The following is a 22,955-nucleotide window of genomic DNA, read 5'->3' on the forward strand; positions in this document are numbered from 1 at the left end:
TAAAAATGCTTTCAGTCAGGGCATTTTCTTCCTAAAAAAAAGAAGGGTGGCGTACTTTTCTCCGTCATTGCCTTTTCAGTATTCTTATTTATTATAGACAACCCATTTTTGAAATTCAATTGTTTTCCCGAAAATGATACAGAAGGATGCCCGCCGCTACCGCCACGTTGAGTGATTCACTTTTTCCGAAAATCGGGATGTACACGTTTTTCGTCGTTTGCTTGAGCAGTTCCGGGCGCACACCGCTTCCTTCATTGCCAACGACCAGCGCAAAGGGCCCTGCCTGCTCGGTCCGGTAATCAACAGCACCTTCAAGCGCCGTGCCGAATACCGGGATGTCCCGGTGCTGCAATTCCGCTGCCGCCTCCAGTAAATCCATCGTGACCACCGGCAAATGGAAATGGCTTCCCTGCGCGGAACGAAGGACTTTTGGGTTGTATACATCGCCCGACCCATGTCCGATTATAACAGCATCGATGCCGGCCGCTTCTGCTGTCCGAATCATCGTACCGATATTGCCTGGATCCTGCACGGCATCCAGCAATAAAAAAGCGGTGCCCTCCGGCAGCTCAGATGTTTCCTGCTTCCGGCAGACCGCAAAAACGCCCTGTCCGTTTTCAGTATCCGACAGTCTTTTCGCCACTTCTTCAGAAATCATTGTCACGTCCACCTCGTCTACATTCCACGAAGCAGGCACCGCCGCTTCTTCTGACAACAGGATTTCAGCTACTTGGTCTTTGTAGCGAAGCGCTTCTTCCACCAGATGAAAGCCTTCAAGCATGTACAGGCCGGTTTTATCGCGCTCTTTTTTCGTCCATAATTTATTCAGCTGCTTTATATGTGTATTGTTCACAGATTGAATGTAATTCATCGTTTGATCCCCTTTCACAGAAATTCATTATAGCATTTTTCCGTATAACCGGCGCCGCTCTGGTGAAAATAACAGAAGGAGGAGGGATGAACATGAACTTAAGAGGTGCTATTGCGCAAAATTTAACAGGAAAAACGCCGAACGACCTGTCTGCTGTTATTCAGGACGCCATTTCCGGTGGAGAAGAAAAAACGCTGCCTGGACTCGGCGTCATGCTTGAAATGTTTTGGAAAAAAAGCACAACAGAAGAGCAAAAGGTCGTTTTGGAACGAATGGCTTCCGCGTTGAAATAGCATCAGCCGGATTTTTTTCAAAACAGACCGGATTTTGTGCCACGATGACCGCATTAATCGCAAAAAAGACCGGATTGTAAGAAGCGGTGACCGGAAAAAGCCTGATCCGGTCACCGGCTGTCTTGATCCGGTCTATTCGCTGTTTTTTCCGGTCCACCATTGGTTAATCAAATGTAATGTTGTTTACTTTGTCCCGGTCCAGACGTAAAATTACTTCGCCGAGAAGCTTCACGGCGTTTTCATAATCATCCCGGTGAAGCATCGCCGCGTGAGAATGAATGTAGCGTGTGGCAATCGTAACGGACAGCGTTGGCACACCGCTCGCGGTCATATGAATTTCGCCGGAATCCGTTCCGCCGCCAGCCATGGCATCAAACTGGTACGGAATGTTCAGCTCATCTGCCACATCCGTCACGAAATCACGCAAGCCTTTATGAGAGACCATCGATGCGTCATATAAAATAATTTGCGGCCCTTTGCCCATTTTGCCCATCGCTTCTTTTTCAGTTACGCCCGGTGTATCACCGGCAATGCCGACATCCACGCCGAATGCGATATCCGGCTCAATCACATGAGCAGACGTTTTCGCGCCGCGCAAGCCGACTTCTTCCTGCACCGTTCCGACCCCATATACAATGTTCGCATGCTGCTTGTCTTGTACATATTTCATCACATCGATCGCAATTGCACAGCCGATCCGGTTATCCCACGCTTTTGCGAGCAGCATTTTTTCATTGTTCATAACGGTAAATTCAAAATACGGCACAACCATGTCGCCCGGACGCACACCCCACTCGGCTGCCTCGTCCTTGCTTGACGCACCAATATCAATGAACATGTCCTTTATATCCACCGGCTTTTTACGCGCTTCGGCCGGCAAAATATGCGGCGGCTTTGAACCGATCACACCGGTAATATCTCCTTTGCGTGTTGCAATCGTTACACGCTGCGCAAGCATCACCTGGCTCCACCAGCCACCTACCGTTTGAAAACGGATAAAGCCCTTGTCATCAATACGCGTCACCATAAAACCGACTTCATCGAGATGACCCGCAACCATAATTTTCGGTCCATTCGCATCGCCTGTTTTTTTGGCAATTAAGCTGCCGAGTCCGTCTGTCGTCACTTCTTCTGCAAAAGGCTCAATGTACTTTTTCATGACCTCCCGCACTTCCCGCTCGTTGCCGGCAATCCCCTTTGCATCGGTTAATTCCTTCAGCATACTTAATGTTTCATCCAGTTTCTTCATTATATTTATCCCCCTTTTCATTAATAGCCTGATTGCTGCCGCTTGTAGTTCACTTCATTTTTGGCGATGTACGCCTGCTCCACTTCATCAGGAGAAAAGCCAAGTAAGTCACCCAGGGCAAAGTAGTGGTTCAGGACAAGCTGATAATCCCCTTCAGCTTTTGTATGGTGAAACGCATGAACAGCCTGCATCACGAGCAGAAATTGCGCCGTTGCCGTTTCCGCGGCCTCCATTGCTTCCGGCTCCTTCTGGCAGTTCGTCAACAATCCCAGTGATAAAATGAAATGAACACCGTCCACGAATTCTTCTAGAATAACCGCACGCTCCGACGGCCCTTTTTTGCTCCAAAACTTAAAGCAGCGGGTTTCATTGGCAAGCTCCCCGATTTCAACGAGCAGCGCCAGCACCTTTTGTTCAAATAAATCAATACCGCCGAGATCATGGCCTTTTTCTATGTACGCATCCAGCCCTTTTTGCATTTGATACAGCTTTTCAATCGTCAAAAAACCATTCCTCCTGTCATCGCAAGCAGCACTATATCGATCAGCGCCACTACCGGCATGCCGTATTTAAATGCAGCGTGCTTTGTTTTGTGGCGATATGTCTGCATGGCCACCCAGCTCCCAGGAGCGCCGCCAAGCAGCGCCAGCAGCCAGAGTGTTTTTTCGCTGGTCCGGTATTTTTTTGTTCTGGCTTTCTTTTTATCATTCCCCATCGTGACGTATGCGATGAAGTTGATCGCAATAAAATACATCAGCACGATCGACACAGCACCACCACCTTTGTCTTCTATTTTATCAAACTTCACACAAAAAAGCCGCCCTGACTGATCAGGACGGCTGTTTCAAATTAACCCAGTTGTTTCTTTGCAGCTTCTGCAAGCTGTGCAAATGCTTTTTCGTCGCTGATGGCAAGATCAGCAAGCATTTTGCGGTTTACTTCGATGCCGGCAAGCTTCAAGCCGTGCATTAAGCGGCTGTATGAAAGACCATTCATACGAGCAGCTGCGTTGATACGAGTGATCCACAATTTGCGGAAATCACGTTTTTTGTTACGACGATCCCGGTATGCATATTGCAGGGATTTCATTACTTGCTGGTTTGCTACTTTATATAAACGATGTTTCGAACCGAAATAACCTTTTGCTAATTTAAGAACCTTTTTACGACGTTTGCGTGTTACAGTACCGCCTTTTACGCGTGGCATACTATTTCCCTCCTAGTGATGTTACAAAATTTTTCTTACAGATTGTCAAGCATGTGGCGAATACGTTTGAAATCGCCTTTAGAAACCATTGCGCCTTTACGCAATTTACGTTTTTGTTTTGTTGATTTGTTAGCGAACAAGTGGCTTGTGTAGCCGTGTGAACGTTTCAGTTTACCTGAACCTGTTTTCTTGAAACGTTTGGCAGAACCACGGTGAGTTTTCATTTTTGGCATTTCGTCTTCCTCCTCAAACTGGTTTACTTTTCGTTTTTCGGCGCCATAATAAGGAACATACTACGGCCATCCATTTTCGGCTTAGACTCAATCGTCGCAACTTCCTTGCACGCTTCTGCAAAGCGGTCAAGTACACGCTGGCCGAGTTCTTTATGTGTAATCGCACGACCCTTAAACCGGATCGACGCTTTTACTTTGTCACCCTTTTCCAAAAACTTAATCGCATTGCGAAGCTTTGTATCGAAATCGTGGTCATCAATGCTTGGGCTGAGACGCACTTCTTTCAATTGGATGATTTTCTGGTTTTTGCGAGCTTCTTTTTCTTTCTTCTGCTGTTCGAACTTGAATTTACCGTAGTCCATAATGCGGGCTACCGGCGGTTTCGCAGTCGGAGCAACAAGAACAAGATCCAGATTCACGCGGGCAGCGATTTCAAGTGCTTCGCGTTTTTGCTTAATGCCAAGCTGATCGCCGTTTTGATCAATCAATCGTACTTCACGGGCACGGATGCCTTCATTTAAATTCATGTCTTTGCTAATAATAAGCCACCTCCAGGTCATTTGAGAAAACACTTTGTAAAAGAAAAGCGCACTGCTTGCATGAAAAAGACGGAGCATCTGAAGTAGATGCCCCGCCAGTAAAAAGCCGATGAACAGCTTTGTCGTTTACCATGTCAACCTGCCAACGTAATTGTCAGACGAGGTGAGAAGCGGGTGCTTCTGCTTTCTTTTATTGTGTGTTTTATTCACCTTAGTAACTATATCATAACTTCTTTCAAATGTCCAGCAGACAGACGAAAGAACCAACGTTTTAAATCATACCATTGCTTTTTAAAAAAGACAACTCTTTTTTTGATTAACGTGTGCCTTCTTTTTGAACAAGGTCACGAAACGCATCGAATGACATTGTTTCGGACTGCTGCTCGCCGTACTTGCGGACATTGACCGATCCGCTTTCAAGCTCTTTATCTCCCACAACGAGCATGTACGGAATTTTCTTCATTTGTGATTCACGGATTTTGTAGCCAAGCTTTTCTTCACGGCTGTCCATTTGCACCCGCACTCCGGCTGCTTTCAGCTCATCCTGTAATGTTCTTGCATAATCGTAATGCACTTCATTGGAAACCGGAATGATCTGCACCTGTACTGGAGCAAGCCATGTCGGGAACGCGCCTTTGTATTCTTCAATCAAGAACGCAACGAATCGTTCCATCGTCGATACAACCCCGCGGTGGATCACGACAGGACGGTGCTGCTTGCCGTCTTCTCCGACATACGTGAGGTCAAATCGCTCTGGCAGAAGAAAGTCCAGCTGCACGGTAGACAGTGTTTCTTCTTTGCCAAGCGCTGTTTTCACCTGCACGTCCAGCTTCGGACCGTAGAAGGCTGCTTCATCTTCTGCTTCCACGTAGTCCATGCCAAAATCATCCATCGCTTCCTTCAGCATCGCCTGCGCTTTTTCCCACATTTCGTTGTCATCGTAATATTTCTCGGTATTGTTCGGGTCACGGTATGACAAGCGGAACGAATAGTCATTCAAGCCGAAATCCTTATACACGGCCATGATTAGTTCGACCACGCGCTTTAATTCTTCTTTTATTTGATCCGGGCGCACGAAAATGTGGGCATCATTTAACGTCATGCCGCGCACACGCTGCAGGCCGGCAAGCGCTCCTGACATTTCATAGCGGTGCATTGTGCCAAGCTCCGCAATCCGGATTGGCAGCTCACGATAGCTGTGAATGTCGTTTTTGTAAATCATCATGTGATGTGGGCAGTTCATTGGACGAAGCACAAGGTCTTCGTTGTCCATTTCCATCGCCGGGAACATGCCTTCCTGGTAATGCCCCCAGTGTCCGCTCGTTTTATACAGCTCGACGCTGCCAAGAACCGGTGTGTACACGTGATCATAGCCAAGGCTCACTTCTTTATCCACAATATAGCGCTCAATGATGCGGCGGATCGTCGCGCCTTTTGGCAGCCAGAGGGGAAGACCCTGTCCAACCTTTTGCGAATTTGTAAACAAATCAAGCTCTTTGCCAATTTTGCGGTGATCGCGTTCTTTTGCTTCTTCCAGCATTTTTAAATGGTGGGCTAAATCTTCTTTCTTGAAAAAAGCTGTCCCATAAATGCGCTGAAGCATTTTGTTGTCGGAATTGCCGCGCCAGTATGCACCGGCAATGTTCAGCAATTTAAACTCCTTCAGTTTGCCTGTAGACGGAACGTGCACACCGCGGCAAAGGTCAGTGAAATCGCCCTGCTCATAAAGAGTCACGATTTCATCTGCCGGAATGGCTTCAAGAAGTTCAATCTTGTATTCGTCGCCGATTTCCTCGTAAAACGCTTTTGCTTCATCGCGCGTCACTTCTTTACGGATGACCGGCACGTTTTCGTTAATGATTTTTTTCATTTCTTTTTCAATAACAGGCAAATCCTCCGGCGTGATCGATTCATCTAAATCAATGTCGTAGTAAAAGCCGCCTTCAATCACAGGACCGACGCCCAGCTTCACGTTATCTGCACCGTACACACGCTTGATCGCCTGTGCCATCAGGTGCGCTGTGCTATGGCGAAGGATTTCCAGTGCATCCGCATGCTCCGGTGTAATAATTTCGATGGCGCCGTTCTCACCAATCGGTGTTTTCAAATCAATTGGTGCACCGTCAAGCTTTCCTGCCAGTGCTTTTTTGCGAAGGCCCGGGCTGATCGACTGCGCGACATCCTCCATTGTTGTTCCCGCCGGAAATTCCTTTACGGCTCCATCGGGAAAAGTTAATTGAATCGACATGTGTGTTTCCTCCTTTTTTAAACGACAAAAAACCTCGCTCCTCCGTAAACGAAGGGGCGAGGTTAAATCGCGGTTCCACCCAACTTTCCAAGAGAATTCCCCTTGGCTTAATTGCAGTCAGATAACGGTCTGGTGCCGCCGCTTCCTACTCAAGGTTCAGAAGCAGAGCTCGAGGGTGGTGAATTCATTTGTTCGCGACGGGAAAGTTGCAGCCGGTGCTTTCCCTCTCTGAAGACGTCCCAAATAAAACATGTCCCTGTCATTGCTTTTCGTATGACGCTATTATAGTACCACTTTTTTTGAAAATCAACTTCTTTTTTAATGACGGCGGTTTTCGCCTGACATTTCAACCGGTGTCGTTAAAAATTTAATCCGCTCCATCACGCGGGCGGCCTTTAGCGCCTCCGATTCACCGCGCTGTGAGTGGGTCAAATGGTGCTCAAGCTCTTGATAGTTGAAATTAGATGTAAACAGAACCGGCAGCCCTTCCAGCATCCGGTGCTGTAAAATCGTTCCTAAAATATCGTCACGAATCCAGCTTGACATCGTTTCTGCCCCGATATCATCAATCATCAAAACCGGCGCTGATTTTACGGCATCCACCTTTTCACCAGTAGACTGGTCACCAAGGGACTGCTTCATTTCACGGACAAATTCCGGGAAATACACAATCATAGAAGCGATATGCTTTTCCGCCAGTTCATTCGCTATGGCCCCGAACAAAAATGATTTGCCCACGCCAAACTTCCCGTGAATATACAAGCCTTTTGAGGTTTCCCCCGGTGTATAGCCATCTACAAAATCTTTGGCCATTTTCACGGCACTTAACCGGCTGCGGTTATCGAGCTCCACCTGCGCAAACGTCGCTTTTAGCACATCGCCCGGCATATACAGGCTTTTCACGTGCCGGCGCAAATGCTTCATTTCGTCGTCACGCACTTTTCGCGGACAGCGTTTGTAATCAAGCTCCATCACCCGGTGACGCATCACTAGCTCCGGCTCAAAGCCCTTCATCACATTGATGCAGTCCCCGAGAGACGGGCATTTTTGGCAATCGTGACTTTGTGACACATACTCAAACAGCTTGCCCATGGCCCGAGCCGTTTCTTTTTCGCCGATTTCATGCTCCTTTAAAAACGATTGAACGGTCTGGTCGGCCAGCACTTCCCTTTTCGTTTGCTCATATTGCTCGGCAAACCCGGGTGATGCGTTTATCTTCCCGAGTGCTTCGTTAATTTTTTTCATTTACAGAAGCTCCCTTTATCCGATTTCGAAGTGCTTCTTCCAGCTTTCTTTTTTCCTCTTCGAAATCTTGATCTACTGCTTCGTCCTTGCCTTCGTCTTTGTTTGTAAACCAGGAAGGCAGTTTTTCAGTCCGTGTTGTTTTACGTCCATTATAGGATTTTGGCGCCTGTTTTGCTTTGGCCGCCCATTCACTGGATTGTTTTTGCTCTTCCTTCGCCAGTTCAATCGCTTGTTTTGCTGACTCAATTTTCTTTCTCGCCCATTGTGCGGCAATTTTATCCATAAAACTTTTCGACAGCTTCATGTTTGATTTCAGCATAACATATTGAATGAGGGCATTCATGACACCCGGTGTGAAATCATACTGAAGCATAATTTGTTCAATCAATTTCATGTCCACCGAAGAAGGCGCTTTATTCGAGATATCAATCATCATTTGATACGGCGTCACCGTTTCGCAGTGCAAAATCAGTTTTTCTTCCTGCGTTTTCGGTGCATCGCCGGTTTTTTCACTTGCTGCTTGCATGCGCGGTGTCATATCCGGCAGACGGCCGCCTGTTTCGAATTGGTACGCGTTTCGAGCTGTTTTCCTGAGCTCTTCCACATCCACCTCATCCTGCTCATTGATAGAAGACAGGACAAGGTTTTTCATGTCGATCGGTGCAATTCCATATAAAAAAGCCAGCTTTTTAATGGTTTCTTTAATAAAAGGCGTCAAGGACGAGACAGGGATCAGTGCGTCCTTCAACGCAAGCTCCAGCGTACCGAAATCAAATGACTCCTGAAGGGATGGACCCTTCGGTGTTTCTTTTGACGCGATGCGGCTGCCGGGTTCCGGACGGCTGCTGGCCTCCGCTTCTTCTGTATCCATATAGCCAGTTGAAAAAACATCAGGAAAGGCATGCGTCACATCCTGAAATTCTGCCGTTTTCACTTCACGGTCGCAGAAAAGCTTTTTCAGCTTTAAAAAATGCGCTTTTCCGATTTTCCGGTACAAAAAAACGTTTAACAGGCCATCGGTGAAAAATTGATCTGGTGACAAGGGCGGAAGCAATTCATACAAAAACTCTCTGCTGCCCTCTTTCTTTTTCACGTACGTTTTTAATAAGCCAATGCCCTCGAGCTTCAGCCGTTCCTCGTAAATTTGCTGCGGACCGCATCCGAGTGTGTTCATCAAGTCATAATGGGATGCTCCGTTCGTTGACAGCTTCCCATCTTCTACCTCGGCATACATCGTCATGTAAAGGCTGAGCGCGCTCGCCCCAATCAGTGGCTGATACAGCAAAGTAATGACCTTTTGCTCGAGGCTGTCTATACAGCCTGCCATTGACACTCTATACACGTCAGCCGGCTGCATTTCATTCCAATGCCGGTTCATGCTGTTCACCTCGCTGCCCTTCTTCATAAGAAGAAAAAACCCGGCATACCATCTCCGGGATTTTACTTTTCCTTGTTCATAATTTCTTTTAGTTCATCAAGAAATACATTAATATCCTTGAATTGACGGTAAACGGATGCAAACCGGACGTATGCGACTTCATCAATAGCAGACAAGCGGTCCATCACCATTTCACCGACTTCATCTGATTGCACCTCGGACGTCCCTTTCGCCCGCAGATCCCGTTCGATATCCGCTGTCATTTTTTCAAGTGTCCCTAGTGGAACAGGCCGCTTTTCACAAGCTTTTATCAGACCTCGGAGCATTTTTTCCCGGTTAAATTCTTCGCGCATTCCTTCTTTTTTCACCACAATGAGCGGGGTATGCTCCACACGCTCGAATGTTGTAAACCGATGGCCGCACTGTTCGCACTCCCGGCGGCGTCGGATGGAATGCCCGTCATCTGCCGGGCGGGAATCGACAACCTTCGTCCCGTTAAAACGGCATTCTGGGCAAATCATGATCAATCAACTCCGATTTTTATTTCGCGGCCTTTGCTGCAATGGCCCCTTTGTTCTTTTATCATACTAAAAAACAGCCGCCATGAAAATAGAAAAGGGAGCGTATGAATTTTTCATACACTCCCTTTTTTTATTACACCATGCTTGCTGTTTGTTTAATTTGTGAGCGCACAGGACCCATACCACGCGGCATTTCAATTGTTTCGCGTGTTTCAGCTTCGAGTGCATCGGCAATATAGTTCGCAGCAATATTCGGATCCAAATCACCGCATGTGTACACATCGATGCTGGCATATCCGTGTTCCGGAAAGCTGTGAATCGTTAAGTGTGACTCGGAGATGATGACGACTCCACTTACTCCCTGTGGAGCAAATTTGTGGAACGCGACTTCGCGAATTTCCGCACCTGACTTAAGAGCGGCGTCGACAAATGTTCTCTCGATGACTTCCATATCGTTTAATTTGTCAAAATTGCAGCCCCATAATTCTGAAATGACGTGACGACCCATTGTTTCCATGATCGTTCCCCCTTTTACAAAGTAGTTTTTGAATCAATTGTAAAAGTGATCACTGCCACGGGGGAAAGTTAGTCCGAAGAGGTCCTAACCCTTTAAGCATTTATTTCACAAATTCGAGTATACGACCTGCTACACTATTTTGCAACAAATTTCTTTATTTTTTTCAGACGAAAAAAACCCCGGCGTTTCCGGGGGGTTTAAGCAGATATGCGAACCTTGTTTTTCAGCTGTTCGGCGACGAGACAGGCAAGGTCGACGACGCGGCAGGAGTAGCCCCATTCATTGTCATACCAGGCGAGCACCTTCACCTTGTTCTCCCCCATCACAATGGTTGTCAGTCCATCGACTGTAGAAGAGTGAGGATTTGTATTGAAATCAACAGAGACAAGCGGCTCTTCTGTGAAGTCTAAAATCCCGTGCATGGAGCCGGAAGCCGCTTTTTTAAAGGCGTCATTCACTTCTTCAGCCGTAACGGGTCTTTTTACGTCCACCACCAGGTCAACGAGCGATACATTGGATGTCGGCACACGCAGCGCCATTCCGTGCAGCTTTCCCTTCAGCTCCGGCATCACGAGTGACAGTGCTTTTGCAGCTCCTGTAGAAGTGGGAATAATGGACTGAGCGCACGCACGGGCCCGGCGCAGGTCTTTATGCGGATTATCAATGTTTTTTTGATCATTCGTGTAAGCATGGACCGTTGTCATTAATCCGTTTTCGATGCCAAATTGATCATTCAGCACTTTTGCGACAGGTGCCAGGCAATTGGTTGTGCAGGAAGCATTGGAAATAATGTCATGCTGTTCAATATCGAGCGCTTCCTCATTCACGCCCATCACAATCGTCACATCTTCATTTTTGCCGGGTGCCGTTAACAAAACTTTTTTCGCGCCTGCCTGCAAGTGCAATGCCGCTTGTTCGCGCGCGTTAAACTTCCCTGTGGCTTCGATGACGATATCAATACCGAGCTGGTCCCACGGAAGCTCAAGCGGATTGCGGCTGGCCAGCAGCTGAACCCGTTTCCCATTTACAATCAGTGCGTGGTCCTCTGCTTGAATGGTTCCTTCAAATTTCCCGTGATTCGTGTCGTATTTCAGCAAGTGAGCAAGTGTTTCGGCCGGGTAGCTGGCGTTCACGGCGACAAGATCAAATTGATCATTCAAGATGGCTTTGCGGAACACCATACGGCCAATGCGGCCAAAACCGTTAATTGCTACTTTTGCTTTCGTCATAATGAAGAGCCTCCTATGTAATAAAGTTATACTTTATCTTCTTTTTATGAATTTAGTATAACACATTAAATCAAAAAGGAAACATAAAATTGACCCGATTATAAAAATTTCTCTCAAAGGGATTTAGGGACGAAAAAAGACCCGATTAAACACAAAGGTTTAATCGGGTGATCCAGTCTTCTACTTGTTGCTTTGTTGCGTTCAATGGACCGCTGTTATCGATGATATCGTCAGCCAATGCTTTTTTATCCTCAATCGGCATTTGAGCGTTTATTCGTGCGGCTGCTTCTGGTTCGCTGTAGTTGTTTCGTTTCATCAGCCGGCTTAATTGAACAGCAGGAGCAGCATACACGAGCAGCGTCCGTTCTGCCATCCACTCAAGCTTGCTTTCGAATAAAAGCGGAATGTCCAGAATGATCGTTCTGCTGCCGGCTTGAACGGCTTTTTCTTTTTCGGACAGCATCCATTCCCGTACCGCCGGATGAACGATGGCATTCAGCTGTTTACGTTTCGCCTCTTCATGAAATACAATCGCTCCGAGCTTTTCCCGGTTCAACGTGCCTTCTTCGGTCACAATCTCAGAACCAAAGACCTCTATAATACGCTCCAGGGCAGCCTGTCCCGGCTCGACTACTTTTCGTGCCGCGACATCCGCATCAATGATCGCAAAGCCTTTTTCTTTTAACAGTCCGCTGACGGTGCTTTTTCCGGTGGCAATTCCGCCTGTCAGTCCGATAATCATATTAAATGCTCAATCGGCTGGCACTGCAGGCAAATGTGTGTGCCTCTGCCCGCCGTTTTTGTTTTCACAATTTCAGCACCGCATTCCACACACGCTTCACCGGCACGTCCATACACATTCAGCACCTCTTGAAAGGTCCCTTTTTGTCCCTGACTGTTTACGTATGTCCGAATCGTGCTGCCTCCGCGTTCAACAGCTTCAGCAAGTACGCTAATGGTATAGGCGTGAATCTGTGCTGCTTCCTCGGGCGTGATCGTACTGCTGACCCGGTGAGGATGAACCCGCGCCCGGAATAACACTTCATCTACATAAATATTCCCGAGCCCCGTCACAATGATTTGGTCTAAAAGCGCCGTTTTCACCTGCCGCGACGTTTTTTGCAGCCTGGCATGCAGGTAGTCCGGCGTAAAACGGGGATCAAACGGCTCCGGTCCAAGTGCTTTTAACGAAGAAAGTTCATGTTCCATTCCTTTTTCCGTTAAATGCATCGTGCCGAATTTCCGGACATCGCGGTAGCGCAGCTCACTGCCGTCTGTAAATGAAAAGATGACGTGAGTGTGCGGCGCTTCTGCTTCAGACGATTCATTCACGCTGAATTTGCCTTCCATTCTCAAGTGAGAGATTAAGGCATAATGATCCAGCTGAAAAATGAGAAATTTTCCTCTTCGGTCAATTGAATGAATGGTTTCTCCTAAAAGGGCATCCCGGAATGGCTCCGCTTCCGGTTTTTTGATCATTTTCGGCCATCGCACGTCAACAGAGGCAATCGTTTTTCCTGCTGCCAGCTCGGTTAAAGTGCGTCTGACGGTTTCTACTTCAGGCAATTCCGGCATTTTTCGCTCTCCTTACTTTGCATCGTACCACGTCGGGCCAAAGGAATAATCCACTTTTAACGGAACATCCAGTTCAAATGCGTGTTCCATCACTTCTGGCACGATGCGCTCCATTTGATCAATTTCTTCTTTTGGCACATCAAAAATCAGTTCATCGTGTACTTGCAGCAGCAGCTTGGAGGTCAGTTTCTCACGCTCCAGCCGTTCTGCCACATCAATCATCGCTTTTTTAATAATGTCTGCAGCACTTCCCTGGATCGGCGTATTCATCGCTGTCCGTTCACCGAAGGACCGGAGATTAAAGTTACGGCTTGTAATTTCAGGAATGTAGCGGCGCCGGTTTAAAAGCGTCGTCACAAATCCTTTTTCCTTTGCTTCACGAATAATGGAATCCATGTATTCCTTTACGCCCGGATACGTGTTTAAGTACCGGTCGATGAATTCCGCCGCATCCTTTCGTGTAATGCCAAGATTTTGGGACAGCCCGTAATCACTGATGCCATATACGATGCCGAAGTTCACGGCTTTGGCCTGGCGCCGCATATTCGACGTAACGCCGCTCTCTTCGACATGGAATACTTCCATGGCTGTAGCGGTATGAATGTCGAGTCCTTGCTGAAAGGCGTCGATTAATTTTTCATCGCCGCTTATATGAGCAAGTACGCGCAATTCAATTTGTGAATAATCGGCCGCGAACATAACAGAATCCGCTTTTTCTGGAATAAACGCCTGACGGATTTTCCGCCCTTCTTCTAAACGGATTGGAATGTTTTGCAGATTCGGGTCTGTTGAACTGAGCCGTCCCGTTTGTGTGAGTGCCTGATTAAAGCGTGTATGGATTTTATGAGTATCCGGATCTGCCACCTTCAAGAGTCCTTCAATGTACGTGGACTGAAGCTTGCCGATCTGGCGGTAATCTAAAATGTACTGCACGATCTCATGCGCTGGCGCCAGCTTTTCCAGAACATCCGCTGACGTAGAGTAGCCTGTTTTCGTTTTTTTCACAGCAGGCAGGCCCAGCTTTTCAAACAGAATCACACCTAGCTGCTTTGGAGAATTAATATTAAAATCCGTGCCGGCAAGCCCGTGAATCGTCGCTTCCATTTCAGCCAGCCGTCTTTTCAGCTCTGTTCCCATTTCGTTTAAACGAACAGTGTCTACACGGACGCCTTCCGATTCCATATCCGCCAAAATAAGCGCCAGCGGAAGTTCAAGTTCATCAAACAATTCGTTCTGGCTGTTTTCCGTCAATTCGCGCCGGCACGTATCATCCAGGCGGCTTAATGCTTCTGCTTTCGCGCTGACATGCTTTGCGTAAACAGCTTCTTCCGGCAAGGCCCGCTTGGCTCCTTTTCCATATACCGCTTCATCCGGGGCGATGCCGTTTTCTCCATGAAGCCTCGCTGTTGCCGCGAAATCCTCTGGTGATTCGGCTGGATTAATTAAGTAGGATGCCAGAAAAATATCAAAGTCGATGCCTTTCAGCTCTATACCGTGACGGCGCAGGGCAATAACGGTCCGCTTCGCATCGTAAACCGTTTTACGCGCAGAAGCGTTCTCCGCCCACTGTTTAAAAGCGGTTGATTCAAAAACCGATTCTCCAGGCAAAAAGATCGTCCTGCCGCTGCCAGAAACGGCAATGCCCGCAACCGGCGCTTTATGATAGTTCACATCCATCATTTCCACATAGACCGCATCTGCTTGTTCAAAATGGGCCGGCTCTGGATGGTGAACAATGTCAAAGTCAACATCCACCGCTTCATCCGGCTCGCTCGTCCGCTGAATTCCGTCCAGCAGCGTCTTAAATTCCAGATCACGATACAAATCGTACAGTTCGTCATCATTTGCTCCGCTGTAGGTGAGCCGGTCGATTGCCATATCAAGCGGAACCGACCGCAAGATCGTTGCGAGCTTTTTGCTCATCACAGCCATCTCCTGGTTGTCGGTCAGCTTTTCCTTCAGCTTCGCACCACTCACTTGATCAATCGACTGGAGCAGCTGTTCAACAGAATGAAACTGCTTCAGCAATTTAATCGCCGTTTTTTCGCCAACGCCCGGAACGCCTGGAATGTTGTCGGAGGCGTCGCCCATTAACCCCTTCATATCAATAATTTGCAGCGGCGAAAGACCATACTTTTCCTGCACATGCTCTGGTGTATACACTTCAATATCGGTGATGCCTTTTCTCGTGATGCAGACTGTTGTTTTGTCTGTTGCCAGCTGTGTTAAATCCTTGTCACCCGAGTACACCTTTACTTGATAGCCCTCTTTTTCCGCCTGCAGTGACAGCGTGCCGATAATATCGTCCGCTTCATAATTTTCCAGCTCAAAATAAGGAATGCCATGCGCTTTTAACAGCTCCCGCACATACGAAAATTGCTCGGAAAGCTCGGGCGGCGTTTTCTGCCGTGTTCCCTTGTATTCTTTAAACGTTTCATGGCGGAATGTCGTTTTCCCTGCATCAAACGCAACAAGAATGTGCGTCGGCTGTTCATCCTTCAGCATCTTGTTCAGCATCATCGCAAATCCGTACACCGCATTTGTGTGAATGCCCTTTGAATTGCTCAGAAGCGGCAGAGCAAAAAAAGCGCGGTACGCGATGCTGTTCCCGTCAATTAACACTAGTTTTTTTTCCATAAGTCCTCCTTCAAAAACATCAAAAAAGCCGTTGATTTCTTTTCCATTCTACCATGCACGGCAGAAAAAAAGAAAACAACGGCTTGTATCAACCTTGTCCAAAAAAAAGCGGCAGAGGCTATCAACGAATGGCCTCCGCCAAACAAAAGCTGGATAAAGGGGGTTGATACTTATTACTATAACAGCTAATTATAAAAGGAATGTAAACGCGTCATTAATCTTTTGTAAAATCACTCGGCACGTCTTTACGGAAAGAAACGGTGAAGGATGTTCCTTCATTCATTTTGCTTTCTACTGTTATTTTCCCTTGATGGGCTTCCATAATATGCTTGACGATGGCCAGGCCGAGCCCTGTTCCGCCAGAGTCCCTGCTTCTTGCTTTATCTACCCGGTAAAACCGTTCAAAAATGCGGGGCAGCTCTGCTTTTTCAATGCCAATTCCCGTATCGGATACGGTCACATGAACCATTTTCTCTGAATCATTTCCTTCAATGTAAATACGTCCGCCTTTTGGCGTATACAGAATCGCGTTTGTAATTAAATTTAAAAACACTTGCTTCAGCCGGTATTCATCCCCTTGAACGAACAGACGCTCTGGCAAATTTACCTTTAAAGCAATTTGCTTTTCTTCAAGACGGTGTTCCAGCGTCAAAATCATTTCTTTTACTAATTTATTTAACGAAACGGTCGTGATGTTGAGCGTCAATCCCTTTTGCTCAATTTTAGACAAATCAAGCAAATCAGCTACGAGCGTTTCCATCCGGCCACTTTCTTTCCAAATAATATCCAGAAATAATTTAGCGGCGTCCGGGTCCTTTAATGCCCCGTCTAAAAGAGTTTCCGAAAATCCTTTGATCGATGTAATCGGTGTTTTTAGTTCATGCGACACGTTCGCCACAAAGTCTTTTCGCATTTGTTCCAGGTGCTTGATCTCCGTTATGTCATGAAATACAATTAAAATTCCTTTCCATTCATCGTTCGTTCCGATGATGGGCGCTCCCGACACCTCGATGTCTTTTTCTTCAAGATCGAAGGCTATTTTAATTTGACGGCGGACATTTTTTTCGGTCATAAATACATCTTCCACTACTTTGATCACATCATCCTGCGTAATAACCTCGTAATACCGCTTTTTAATAATCCGGCCCGTGCTGTACATTTTTTTAAAGGAACGGTTTGCCATGACGATGTAGCCCCGGTCGTCAATAAGCAGCAGACCGCTTTCGATATTTTCAATCAGCGTTGTCAGCCGGTTTTGATGCACTTCCTGCGCCTGCATCATTTCCTGCAGGTTCCGGGCAAGGATGTTAATAGATGTATTCAGCATTCCGACTTCGTCCGGAGGGGTTTCATACGTGCGCGCCCGGTAGTTGCCCTTTGCGAGCTCAATGGCCACAGCCGTTGCGGATTCAATCGGCTTCACGTACCTGCCGGTGATTTTCGTTCCAATTAACAGGATTAAAATGAGTGAGACGCCGAGAGACGCAAGCAGAATCAGCCAGATTTGACCGTAAATTTCATCCAGTGCATTCACTCGCATACTGACAACAACATAGCCCTCTTGCTCTCCAGCGCTATTGTCAATGTAGGCCCAGTGGTATTGAAGATCCAGACGGCGCAAAAGGGAATTTTTATAGTTTTGCTCATTAAGCGTGCCTGATATCCGCTTTACGATATCCCGGTGCACATTCGTATGCTGCTCATTTTCTCCCCCACTGTCATAAAGCATGGCACCTGCATTGTCCGCTACACTAAGGCGTGTATCCATTACCTCGCTCCACTCATTCAAAAGCTCAGGATTGATCGCTTCAATTCCTCCGCTGTCTTCAATTGCACCGGCAAGCAAGGCTGTTTCACGCTCAAGGCGGTCATTCACCGTAGATAAATAATACGATTTAAACATTTGGCCAAGCCAGATGCCAAGCGCAACCAGCACAACAGCGATGAGTGTAATAAGCGATAAAATCAGTCTTGTCCGGAAATTGATCATGCTTCTTTCGGTTCTTCCAGCTTATAACCCAGCCCTCGAATGGTTTTAATATAGCGTGGCTTCTTAGTATTTTCTTCCATTTTATCTCGCAGATGACTGATATGCACGTCGACAATTCGTGTATCCCCAACGAAATCGTATTTCCATACGGCCGCAAGCAGCTGGTCGCGTGTTAAAACTCTTGTTTTGTTTTCTGCTAAAAACAGCAGCAATTCAAACTCTTTCGGTGTTAATTCCATCAGCTGCTTTTTATAATAAGCTTCGTATTTTTCCGGGTACAGCTTTAGTTCCGCGACTTTGATTAACTCACTGTCGTCTTCTTCCTCTTCTTCTATGACAGGCTCAGACGGCGCCTGCTGCACACGGCGCAGGATCGCTTTTACGCGCGCAATAAGCTCTCTCGGGCTGAAGGGCTTGGTCATATAATCATCTGCTCCGAGCTCAAGCCCGAGCACTTTATCAAACTCTTCATCCTTTGCTGTCAGCATTAAAATCGGGATGGTCACACGACGCTGGCGCAAATCCTTGCATACTTCCATGCCATCGAATTTTGGAAGCATCCAGTCCAAAATCATCAAATCAGGCTTCGTTTCCTCCGCCATGCGAAGCGCTTCTTCCCCGTCGTAAGCTGTCTCCACCTCAAATCCAGCTTGCTCCAGATTATATTTGATTAACGTAACGATGGATGGTTCGTCATCCACGACTAATATTTTCTTCATTCGAATCCTCCTGAAAATCAATCTATGTCTACTCTTCATTATAGCTGAAGAGCCCCACTGTAGAAAGCACTTGTTCACATTCAGAAAAACAAACGTGTCAAGGGAATACAAGTCTTTTTTTATGGCATTTTCCTTTTTATGAGTAAAATAAAGGCTGTTGTCTTTCTAGAAAAGAACATTCAGGGGCTCCGATCTGCCGGTTCCGCTTTCCTGTTGGGCGAACGCTGAACCAGCCCAAAGAGCGTGGCTGTTTCAGCCTGTCCGCTCGTCCAACGGGAGTCTTCACCGACAGCTCTCCGCCCATAGCGGTTTTAAAGGACCAGCGAGGAGAGCAGACAGCTGTTCTTGAAAAGCGTATGACGTTAAGAATGAAACCCACTTTTCCTACATGGTGAAAAGCAGAAGGTTCTCATCTTTTTCTTTCCACTCAGAACCATTTCCATTTTTGGTTTTACACTCTGCTCTTCCTCCCCACTAGGGCGGCTGGTGCAGGGCGAAGACTCGGGAGGGATAAAGCGGGTCAGGTGAGATCCACTTTTGGAGCGGAGCGACAAAAGTTAGCTCACCGCCCGCCCTTCCGAACGCGAAGTCCTGCAGAAGCCGCCCGAACCGTGTTTGTGCAAGCATATTAGCTTTTCATTGACATATTCTTTTTCCAACAGCATGAAAAGAGCCCACCAAAAGTGGCAGGCTCTTTTCCATTTCATTTTTATGCAAGAATTTCCATGACGTTTCGTACCGCTTCGGCTGATTGGTCGAGAGCGGCTTTTTCTTCCGCTGTCAGGTCGAGTTCGATGATTTTCTCGATGCCGCTGCCACCAAGGATGGTGGGCACGCCGAGGTACAATTCATCGTAGCCGTATTCCCCTTCCAAAAAAGCGATCGCCGGCAGGATACGGCGCTGGTCCTTTAAGATAGCTTCTGTCATTTCAACGAGAGATGCAGCCGGTGCGTAATAAGCGGAGCCATTGCCGAGCAATTGAACAATTTCGCCGCCGCCTTTGCGCGTACGCTCGACAATCTCGTCCAGACGCTCTTTCGGAATCAATGCTTCAAGCGGAATTCCCCCAGCATAGGAGTAGCGGACGAGCGGAACCATATCATCGCCGTGGCCGCCAAGTACGAAGCCCGTTACATCTTTTACAGAAACCTTTAATTCCTGTGCCACAAATGTTCTGAAGCGGGCAGTGTCCAGCACGCCGGACTGGCCGATGACACGATGCTTTGGAAACCCTGACTCTTTCAATACGGTGTAGGTCATCGCATCGACCGGATTTGTCAGGACGATGATAATGCTATCAGGAGAGTATTTTACGATTTCTGCCGTAACCGATTTCATTACATTTTGATTCGTCTGAACAAGGTCGTCACGGCTCATGCCCGGCTTGCGTGCGATTCCTGCTGTGATGATGACAATGTCCGAATCAGCTGTGTCGGCATAGTCAGACGTGCCTGTGATATTGGCATCAAACCCTTGAACCGGGCTTGCCTGAAGCATATCCAGTGCTTTTCCTTTTGTAGGACCGTCTGCTTGAGGAACGTCGACCAGAACAACATCCGCTAATTCTTTTTGTGCGAGTAAAAATGCCGTTGTTGCGCCAGTGAATCCGCCGCCAATTACAGAAACTTTTTTACGGTTGTATGCAGTCATATGAAAACTCCTCCTTTAAGTTGTGTGCGCGTTATGTATGAAATGCCCTCCACATGGGAGGGCATTAAAATTAAAGATTTTTAATTAATTCATCAGCGAATTCTGAACATTTAACTTCTGTTGCGCCGTCCATTAGGCGGGCAAAGTCATATGTAACGACTTTAGAAGAGATCGTTTTTTCCACTGATTTTGTGATCGAGTCAGCCGCTTCGTTCCAGCCCAGGTGCTCAAGTAAAAGAACGCCTGAAAGAAGAACAGAAGAAGGATTTACTTTATCAAGTCCAGCATATTTAGGTGCTGTACCATGAGTCGCTTCAAAGATTGCATGACCCGTTTCATAGTTGATGTTAGCTCCCGGTGCAATGCCGATGCCGCCTACTTGCGCTGCAAGAGCATCAGAAATGTAATCACCGTTCAAGTTCATCGTTGCAACAACATCAAACTCTTTCGGACGAGTCAAGATTTGCTGTAAGAAGATATCAGCGATTGAATCTTTTACAAGCAGCTTGCCTTCTGCTTCAGCGTCAGATTGTGCTTTGTTTGCAGCATCTGTGCCTTCTGCTTCTTTGATCTTATCGTACTGCGCCCATGTAAAGACTTGATCGCCGAATTCTTTCTCAGCAAGATCGTAGCCCCAGCTTTTAAATGCGCCTTCTGTAAATTTCATGATGTTGCCTTTATGAACAAGCGTTAAAGACTTGCGGCCTTCTTTAAGTGCGTAATTGATTGCGGCACGAACTAAGCGCTCTGTTCCTTCTTTAGACACAGGCTTAATGCCGATACCTGACGTTTCAGGAAAACGGATTTTGTTAACGCCCATCTCGTTTTTAAGGAATTCGATGACTTTTTTCACTTCATCTGAACCTTCTGCGTATTCAATACCTGCATAAATATCTTCTGTGTTTTCACGGAAAATAACCATGTCAGTATCTTCTGGACGTTTCACCGGTGAAGGGACGCCGTCGAAGTAACGGACAGGACGAAGGCATGTGAACAGATCCAATTCCTGGCGAAGTGCCACGTTCAATGAACGGATTCCGCCGCCAACTGGAGTTGTAAGTGGGCCTTTAATTGCGATTAAGTATTCATCAATCTGATCAAGTGTTTCTTTCGGAAGCCATTCACCCGTTTGGTTGAATGCTTTCTCGCCGGCAAGAACTTCTTTCCAAACAATTTTCTTTTCACCGTTGTACGCTTTTTCCACGGCTGCATCGAGCACGCGTGAAGCTGCTGCCCAAATATCAGGACCGATGCCATCGCCTTCAATAAATGGAACAACCGGATTGTTTGGTACGTTTAGTACGCCGTCTTGCATTGAAATTTTTTCGCCTTGAGTCATGTTGCAATTCCCTCCAATTCCATGTTCAAAGGCCAGAGGAATCAAGTCCCCTAACCTAGGTTTGACCATTTTCATCTTACACTAGTTAATCTTTTTTTTGCAAATGCTTTCTAGCATTATCCGCGTTCGCTGATTGGAACATATTTTTGCATGTCCGGACCTGTATATTCCGCGCGCGGACGGATCAGTCTGTTGTTGGCATACTGCTCCAAAATATGGGCAATCCAGCCAGATGCACGGCTTACAGCGAAAATCGGTGTAAACAAATCATGCTCGATTCCGAGGCTGTGATACACAGATGCGGAATAAAAATCAACATTCGGAGGCAGGTTTTTGCTGCCCGTGACCAGCTCTTCAATTTCGATTGACATATTGTAAAGCTCCGGTTCGCCCGTTTGCTCTGTTAAACGCTTCGACATGTCACGAAGATGCTTTGCCCGCGGGTCTCCTTGACGGTACACACGATGGCCAAAGCCCATAATTTTTTCTTTGTTGTTTAATTTTTCCAGAATGTACGGCTCTACATTATCAGCTGAACCGATTTCTGTCAGCATTTTCATAACCTGCTCGTTTGCGCCGCCATGAAGCGGGCCTTTAAGTGCACCTAGGGCTGCCGTCACGCCTGAATACATATCAGACAATGTTGCCACACAAACGCGGGCAGTAAACGTAGACGCATTTAACTCATGATCCGCATGAAGAACGAGCGCTTTGTCAAACGCTTCAATTTCCACTGCTGTCGGCTCATTGCCGGAAAGCATATACAAAAAGTTTTCAGCAATGCCGTATTCTTTTTTCGGTGCAATCGGCTCCTGGCCTTTACGAATGCGGGCAAAAGCTGTAACAAGAGCTGGAATTTTCGCTTGAATGCGCACCGCTTTACGGTAGTTGGCTTCGTCCGTCATTTCATCAGATTCTTCATCATAAAGCCCCAATAAAGAAACAGATGACCGCAATGCCGCCATTGGATGAACTTTGTCGATTGGATACATTTTGAAATGATCAAGAATCTCTTGAGGGATGTCGTAGCTGTCCGACAACTGGGTTTTCAGTTCATCCAGCTGAGCCTGTGTTGGAAGGCTGCGATGCCAGAGTAAATAAATTACTTCTTCAAAGCTCGCGTTTTCAGTCAGATCATCAATGTTGTACCCTGCATATGTAAGTGTGTCATCAATGATCGAGCTGACGGATGACGTTGTAGCAACTACTCCTTCGAGTCCGCGTGCAGTAGTCATAAAATCTCTCTCCTTCGCTTGTTTATTTCCCCATTACCCGCTTTTTTATTTTATGTATGTACATGCCGAGCAACTGCTCAGTACCATTTTGGAAATAAAAAAGCTATGTACAAAAATCATAAGCACCTGTTCAAAACAAAAATTACTGAAATGTTCAAAAAGGTGTGCGCTTACATTGCTTATTATAAACAATTTGGGCAAGTTTGTGAATCAAAACGTGCCAATTCTCCGGAACTTTTTTCGAAAACAGCAAAATTCCGAGCATTATGTGCCCGGAATT

General features: G+C 46.8%; 22 protein-coding genes and 3 other annotated features (1 of these 25 cut by a window edge). Of the genes, 1 reads left to right on the top strand and 21 read right to left on the bottom strand.

The genetic code is table 11. From position 1 onward, the window contains the following. Positions 1-77, bottom strand: a binding site (T-box leader); it reaches 155 nt to the left of the window's first position. 38 nt (positions 78-115) lie between these two features. After that, positions 116-871, bottom strand: a complete 756-nt coding sequence (locus tag BW952_RS03685) for a TrmH family RNA methyltransferase (RefSeq protein WP_045852350.1) — start codon at positions 869-871, stop codon at positions 116-118. A gap of 92 nt (positions 872-963) precedes the next feature. Between BW952_RS03685 and sspI the strand changes: the two genes are divergently transcribed. Next, positions 964-1,164, top strand: a complete 201-nt coding sequence (gene sspI, locus BW952_RS03690) for a small acid-soluble spore protein SspI (protein WP_082084681.1) — start codon at positions 964-966, stop codon at positions 1,162-1,164. Positions 1,165-1,327: 163 nt separating this feature from the next. Here the strand turns inward: sspI and BW952_RS03695 are convergent, their stop codons facing one another. The 20 genes from BW952_RS03695 to citZ all read right to left on the bottom strand — a co-directional run bounded on the left by BW952_RS03695 (position 1,328) and on the right by citZ (position 22,675). Then, complete coding sequence (locus tag BW952_RS03695) at positions 1,328-2,413, bottom strand: M42 family metallopeptidase (protein WP_045852348.1); 1,086 nt, start codon at positions 2,411-2,413, stop codon at positions 1,328-1,330. Positions 2,414-2,433: 20 nt separating this feature from the next. Then, complete coding sequence (locus BW952_RS03700; RefSeq protein WP_076496179.1) at positions 2,434-2,916, bottom strand: dUTP diphosphatase; 483 nt, start codon at positions 2,914-2,916, stop codon at positions 2,434-2,436. Further along, positions 2,913-3,221, bottom strand: a complete 309-nt coding sequence (locus BW952_RS03705; RefSeq protein ID WP_414735840.1) for a DUF1294 domain-containing protein — start codon at positions 3,219-3,221, stop codon at positions 2,913-2,915. Before BW952_RS03705 ends, BW952_RS03700 begins: the two co-directional genes overlap by 4 nt. Before the next feature lie 41 nt (positions 3,222-3,262). Beyond that, on the bottom strand, positions 3,263-3,619 hold the full coding sequence (gene rplT, locus BW952_RS03710; protein WP_045852347.1) for a 50S ribosomal protein L20: 357 nt from the start codon (positions 3,617-3,619) through the stop codon (positions 3,263-3,265). 35 nt (positions 3,620-3,654) lie between these two features. Beyond that, the gene (gene rpmI / locus BW952_RS03715; RefSeq protein WP_045852346.1) at positions 3,655-3,852 is read right to left on the bottom strand and encodes a 50S ribosomal protein L35; all 198 of its coding nucleotides are present in this window, start codon (positions 3,850-3,852) and stop codon (positions 3,655-3,657) included. Between the two features lie 23 nt (positions 3,853-3,875). Then, entirely contained in the window at positions 3,876-4,394 is a 519-nt protein-coding gene (infC, locus tag BW952_RS03720; protein WP_139325412.1) for a translation initiation factor IF-3, read from the bottom strand. 54 nt (positions 4,395-4,448) lie between these two features. Next, positions 4,449-4,583 (bottom strand) — a sequence feature (ribosomal protein L20 leader region). Between the two features lie 124 nt (positions 4,584-4,707). Then, positions 4,708-6,639: a threonine--tRNA ligase gene (thrS, locus tag BW952_RS03725; RefSeq protein ID WP_045852345.1), complete on the bottom strand. Its 1,932-nt coding sequence runs from the start codon at positions 6,637-6,639 to the stop codon at positions 4,708-4,710. 49 nt (positions 6,640-6,688) lie between these two features. Beyond that, positions 6,689-6,911: a binding site (T-box leader), on the bottom strand. A gap of 46 nt (positions 6,912-6,957) precedes the next feature. After that, entirely contained in the window at positions 6,958-7,884 is a 927-nt protein-coding gene (gene dnaI, locus BW952_RS03730; protein WP_045852344.1) for a primosomal protein DnaI, read from the bottom strand. Further along, a complete protein-coding gene (locus tag BW952_RS03735; protein ID WP_045852364.1) occupies positions 7,871-9,262 on the bottom strand; it encodes a replication initiation and membrane attachment family protein in 1,392 nt (463 codons plus the stop codon). Before BW952_RS03735 ends, dnaI begins: the two co-directional genes overlap by 14 nt. 62 nt (positions 9,263-9,324) lie before the next feature. Beyond that, complete coding sequence (nrdR, locus tag BW952_RS03740) at positions 9,325-9,783, bottom strand: transcriptional regulator NrdR (protein ID WP_045852343.1); 459 nt, start codon at positions 9,781-9,783, stop codon at positions 9,325-9,327. A gap of 133 nt (positions 9,784-9,916) precedes the next feature. Next, complete coding sequence (gene speD, locus BW952_RS03745) at positions 9,917-10,300, bottom strand: adenosylmethionine decarboxylase (RefSeq protein WP_045852342.1); 384 nt, start codon at positions 10,298-10,300, stop codon at positions 9,917-9,919. A 197-nt stretch (positions 10,301-10,497) separates the two neighbouring features. Beyond that, positions 10,498-11,529 (bottom strand): glyceraldehyde-3-phosphate dehydrogenase, encoded by a 1,032-nt coding sequence (locus BW952_RS03750; RefSeq protein ID WP_045852341.1) that lies wholly within the window; start codon positions 11,527-11,529, stop codon positions 10,498-10,500. Between the two features lie 145 nt (positions 11,530-11,674). After that, a complete protein-coding gene (coaE, locus tag BW952_RS03755; protein WP_045852340.1) occupies positions 11,675-12,271 on the bottom strand; it encodes a dephospho-CoA kinase in 597 nt (198 codons plus the stop codon). After that, positions 12,268-13,104 carry a DNA-formamidopyrimidine glycosylase gene (gene mutM, locus BW952_RS03760; RefSeq protein WP_045852339.1) on the bottom strand — a complete coding sequence of 279 codons (837 nt, stop codon included), beginning with the start codon at positions 13,102-13,104 and terminating at the stop codon, positions 12,268-12,270. The genes coaE and mutM overlap by 4 nt, the downstream gene beginning before the upstream one ends. 12 nt (positions 13,105-13,116) lie before the next feature. Beyond that, entirely contained in the window at positions 13,117-15,741 is a 2,625-nt protein-coding gene (gene polA, locus BW952_RS03765) for a DNA polymerase I (protein WP_045852338.1), read from the bottom strand. A gap of 214 nt (positions 15,742-15,955) precedes the next feature. Continuing rightward, a complete protein-coding gene (pnpS, locus tag BW952_RS03770; RefSeq protein ID WP_045852337.1) occupies positions 15,956-17,731 on the bottom strand; it encodes a two-component system histidine kinase PnpS in 1,776 nt (591 codons plus the stop codon). Continuing rightward, positions 17,728-18,450 (bottom strand): response regulator transcription factor, encoded by a 723-nt coding sequence (locus tag BW952_RS03775; protein ID WP_045852336.1) that lies wholly within the window; start codon positions 18,448-18,450, stop codon positions 17,728-17,730. The genes pnpS and BW952_RS03775 overlap by 4 nt, the downstream gene beginning before the upstream one ends. 709 nt (positions 18,451-19,159) lie before the next feature. Beyond that, complete coding sequence (gene mdh / locus BW952_RS03780; RefSeq protein ID WP_045852435.1) at positions 19,160-20,101, bottom strand: malate dehydrogenase; 942 nt, start codon at positions 20,099-20,101, stop codon at positions 19,160-19,162. 70 nt (positions 20,102-20,171) lie between these two features. Continuing rightward, a complete protein-coding gene (icd, locus tag BW952_RS03785; protein WP_045852436.1) occupies positions 20,172-21,440 on the bottom strand; it encodes an NADP-dependent isocitrate dehydrogenase in 1,269 nt (422 codons plus the stop codon). Positions 21,441-21,556: 116 nt separating this feature from the next. Continuing rightward, positions 21,557-22,675, bottom strand: coding sequence for a citrate synthase (gene citZ / locus BW952_RS03790; protein ID WP_045852437.1), 1,119 nt, complete (start codon positions 22,673-22,675; stop codon positions 21,557-21,559). Positions 22,676-22,955: the final 280 nt, after the last annotated feature.

Source organism: Domibacillus enclensis (assembly GCF_900156125.1).
Classification (GTDB): Bacteria; Bacillota; Bacilli; order Bacillales; family Domibacillaceae; genus Domibacillus; species Domibacillus enclensis.

Excerpts from the sequence above, each read along its gene's own strand:
- mutM (WP_045852339.1), bottom strand. The coding sequence starts at position 13,104 with ATGCCGGAATTGCCTGAAGTAGAAACCGTCAGACGCACTTTAACCGAG.
- dnaI (WP_045852344.1), bottom strand. The coding sequence starts at position 7,884 with ATGAAAAAAATTAACGAAGCACTCGGGAAGATAAACGCATCACCCGGG.
- sspI (WP_082084681.1), top strand. The coding sequence starts at position 964 with ATGAACTTAAGAGGTGCTATTGCGCAAAATTTAACAGGAAAAACGCCG.
- icd (WP_045852436.1), bottom strand. The coding sequence starts at position 21,440 with ATGACTCAAGGCGAAAAAATTTCAATGCAAGACGGCGTACTAAACGTA.
- rplT (WP_045852347.1), bottom strand. The coding sequence starts at position 3,619 with ATGCCACGCGTAAAAGGCGGTACTGTAACACGCAAACGTCGTAAAAAG.
- BW952_RS03685 (WP_045852350.1), bottom strand. The coding sequence starts at position 871 with ATGAATTACATTCAATCTGTGAACAATACACATATAAAGCAGCTGAAT.
- pnpS (WP_045852337.1), bottom strand. The coding sequence starts at position 17,731 with ATGATCAATTTCCGGACAAGACTGATTTTATCGCTTATTACACTCATC.
- BW952_RS03775 (WP_045852336.1), bottom strand. The coding sequence starts at position 18,450 with ATGAAGAAAATATTAGTCGTGGATGACGAACCATCCATCGTTACGTTA.
- speD (WP_045852342.1), bottom strand. The coding sequence starts at position 10,300 with ATGGAAACAATGGGTCGTCACGTCATTTCAGAATTATGGGGCTGCAAT.
- polA (WP_045852338.1), bottom strand. The coding sequence starts at position 15,741 with ATGGAAAAAAAACTAGTGTTAATTGACGGGAACAGCATCGCGTACCGC.
- BW952_RS03750 (WP_045852341.1), bottom strand. The coding sequence starts at position 11,529 with ATGACGAAAGCAAAAGTAGCAATTAACGGTTTTGGCCGCATTGGCCGT.
- coaE (WP_045852340.1), bottom strand. The coding sequence starts at position 12,271 with ATGATTATCGGACTGACAGGCGGAATTGCCACCGGAAAAAGCACCGTC.
- thrS (WP_045852345.1), bottom strand. The coding sequence starts at position 6,639 with ATGTCGATTCAATTAACTTTTCCCGATGGAGCCGTAAAGGAATTTCCG.
- mdh (WP_045852435.1), bottom strand. The coding sequence starts at position 20,101 with ATGACTGCATACAACCGTAAAAAAGTTTCTGTAATTGGCGGCGGATTC.
- BW952_RS03695 (WP_045852348.1), bottom strand. The coding sequence starts at position 2,413 with ATGAAGAAACTGGATGAAACATTAAGTATGCTGAAGGAATTAACCGAT.
- BW952_RS03735 (WP_045852364.1), bottom strand. The coding sequence starts at position 9,262 with ATGAACCGGCATTGGAATGAAATGCAGCCGGCTGACGTGTATAGAGTG.
- nrdR (WP_045852343.1), bottom strand. The coding sequence starts at position 9,783 with ATGATTTGCCCAGAATGCCGTTTTAACGGGACGAAGGTTGTCGATTCC.
- citZ (WP_045852437.1), bottom strand. The coding sequence starts at position 22,675 with ATGACTACTGCACGCGGACTCGAAGGAGTAGTTGCTACAACGTCATCC.
- rpmI (WP_045852346.1), bottom strand. The coding sequence starts at position 3,852 with ATGCCAAAAATGAAAACTCACCGTGGTTCTGCCAAACGTTTCAAGAAA.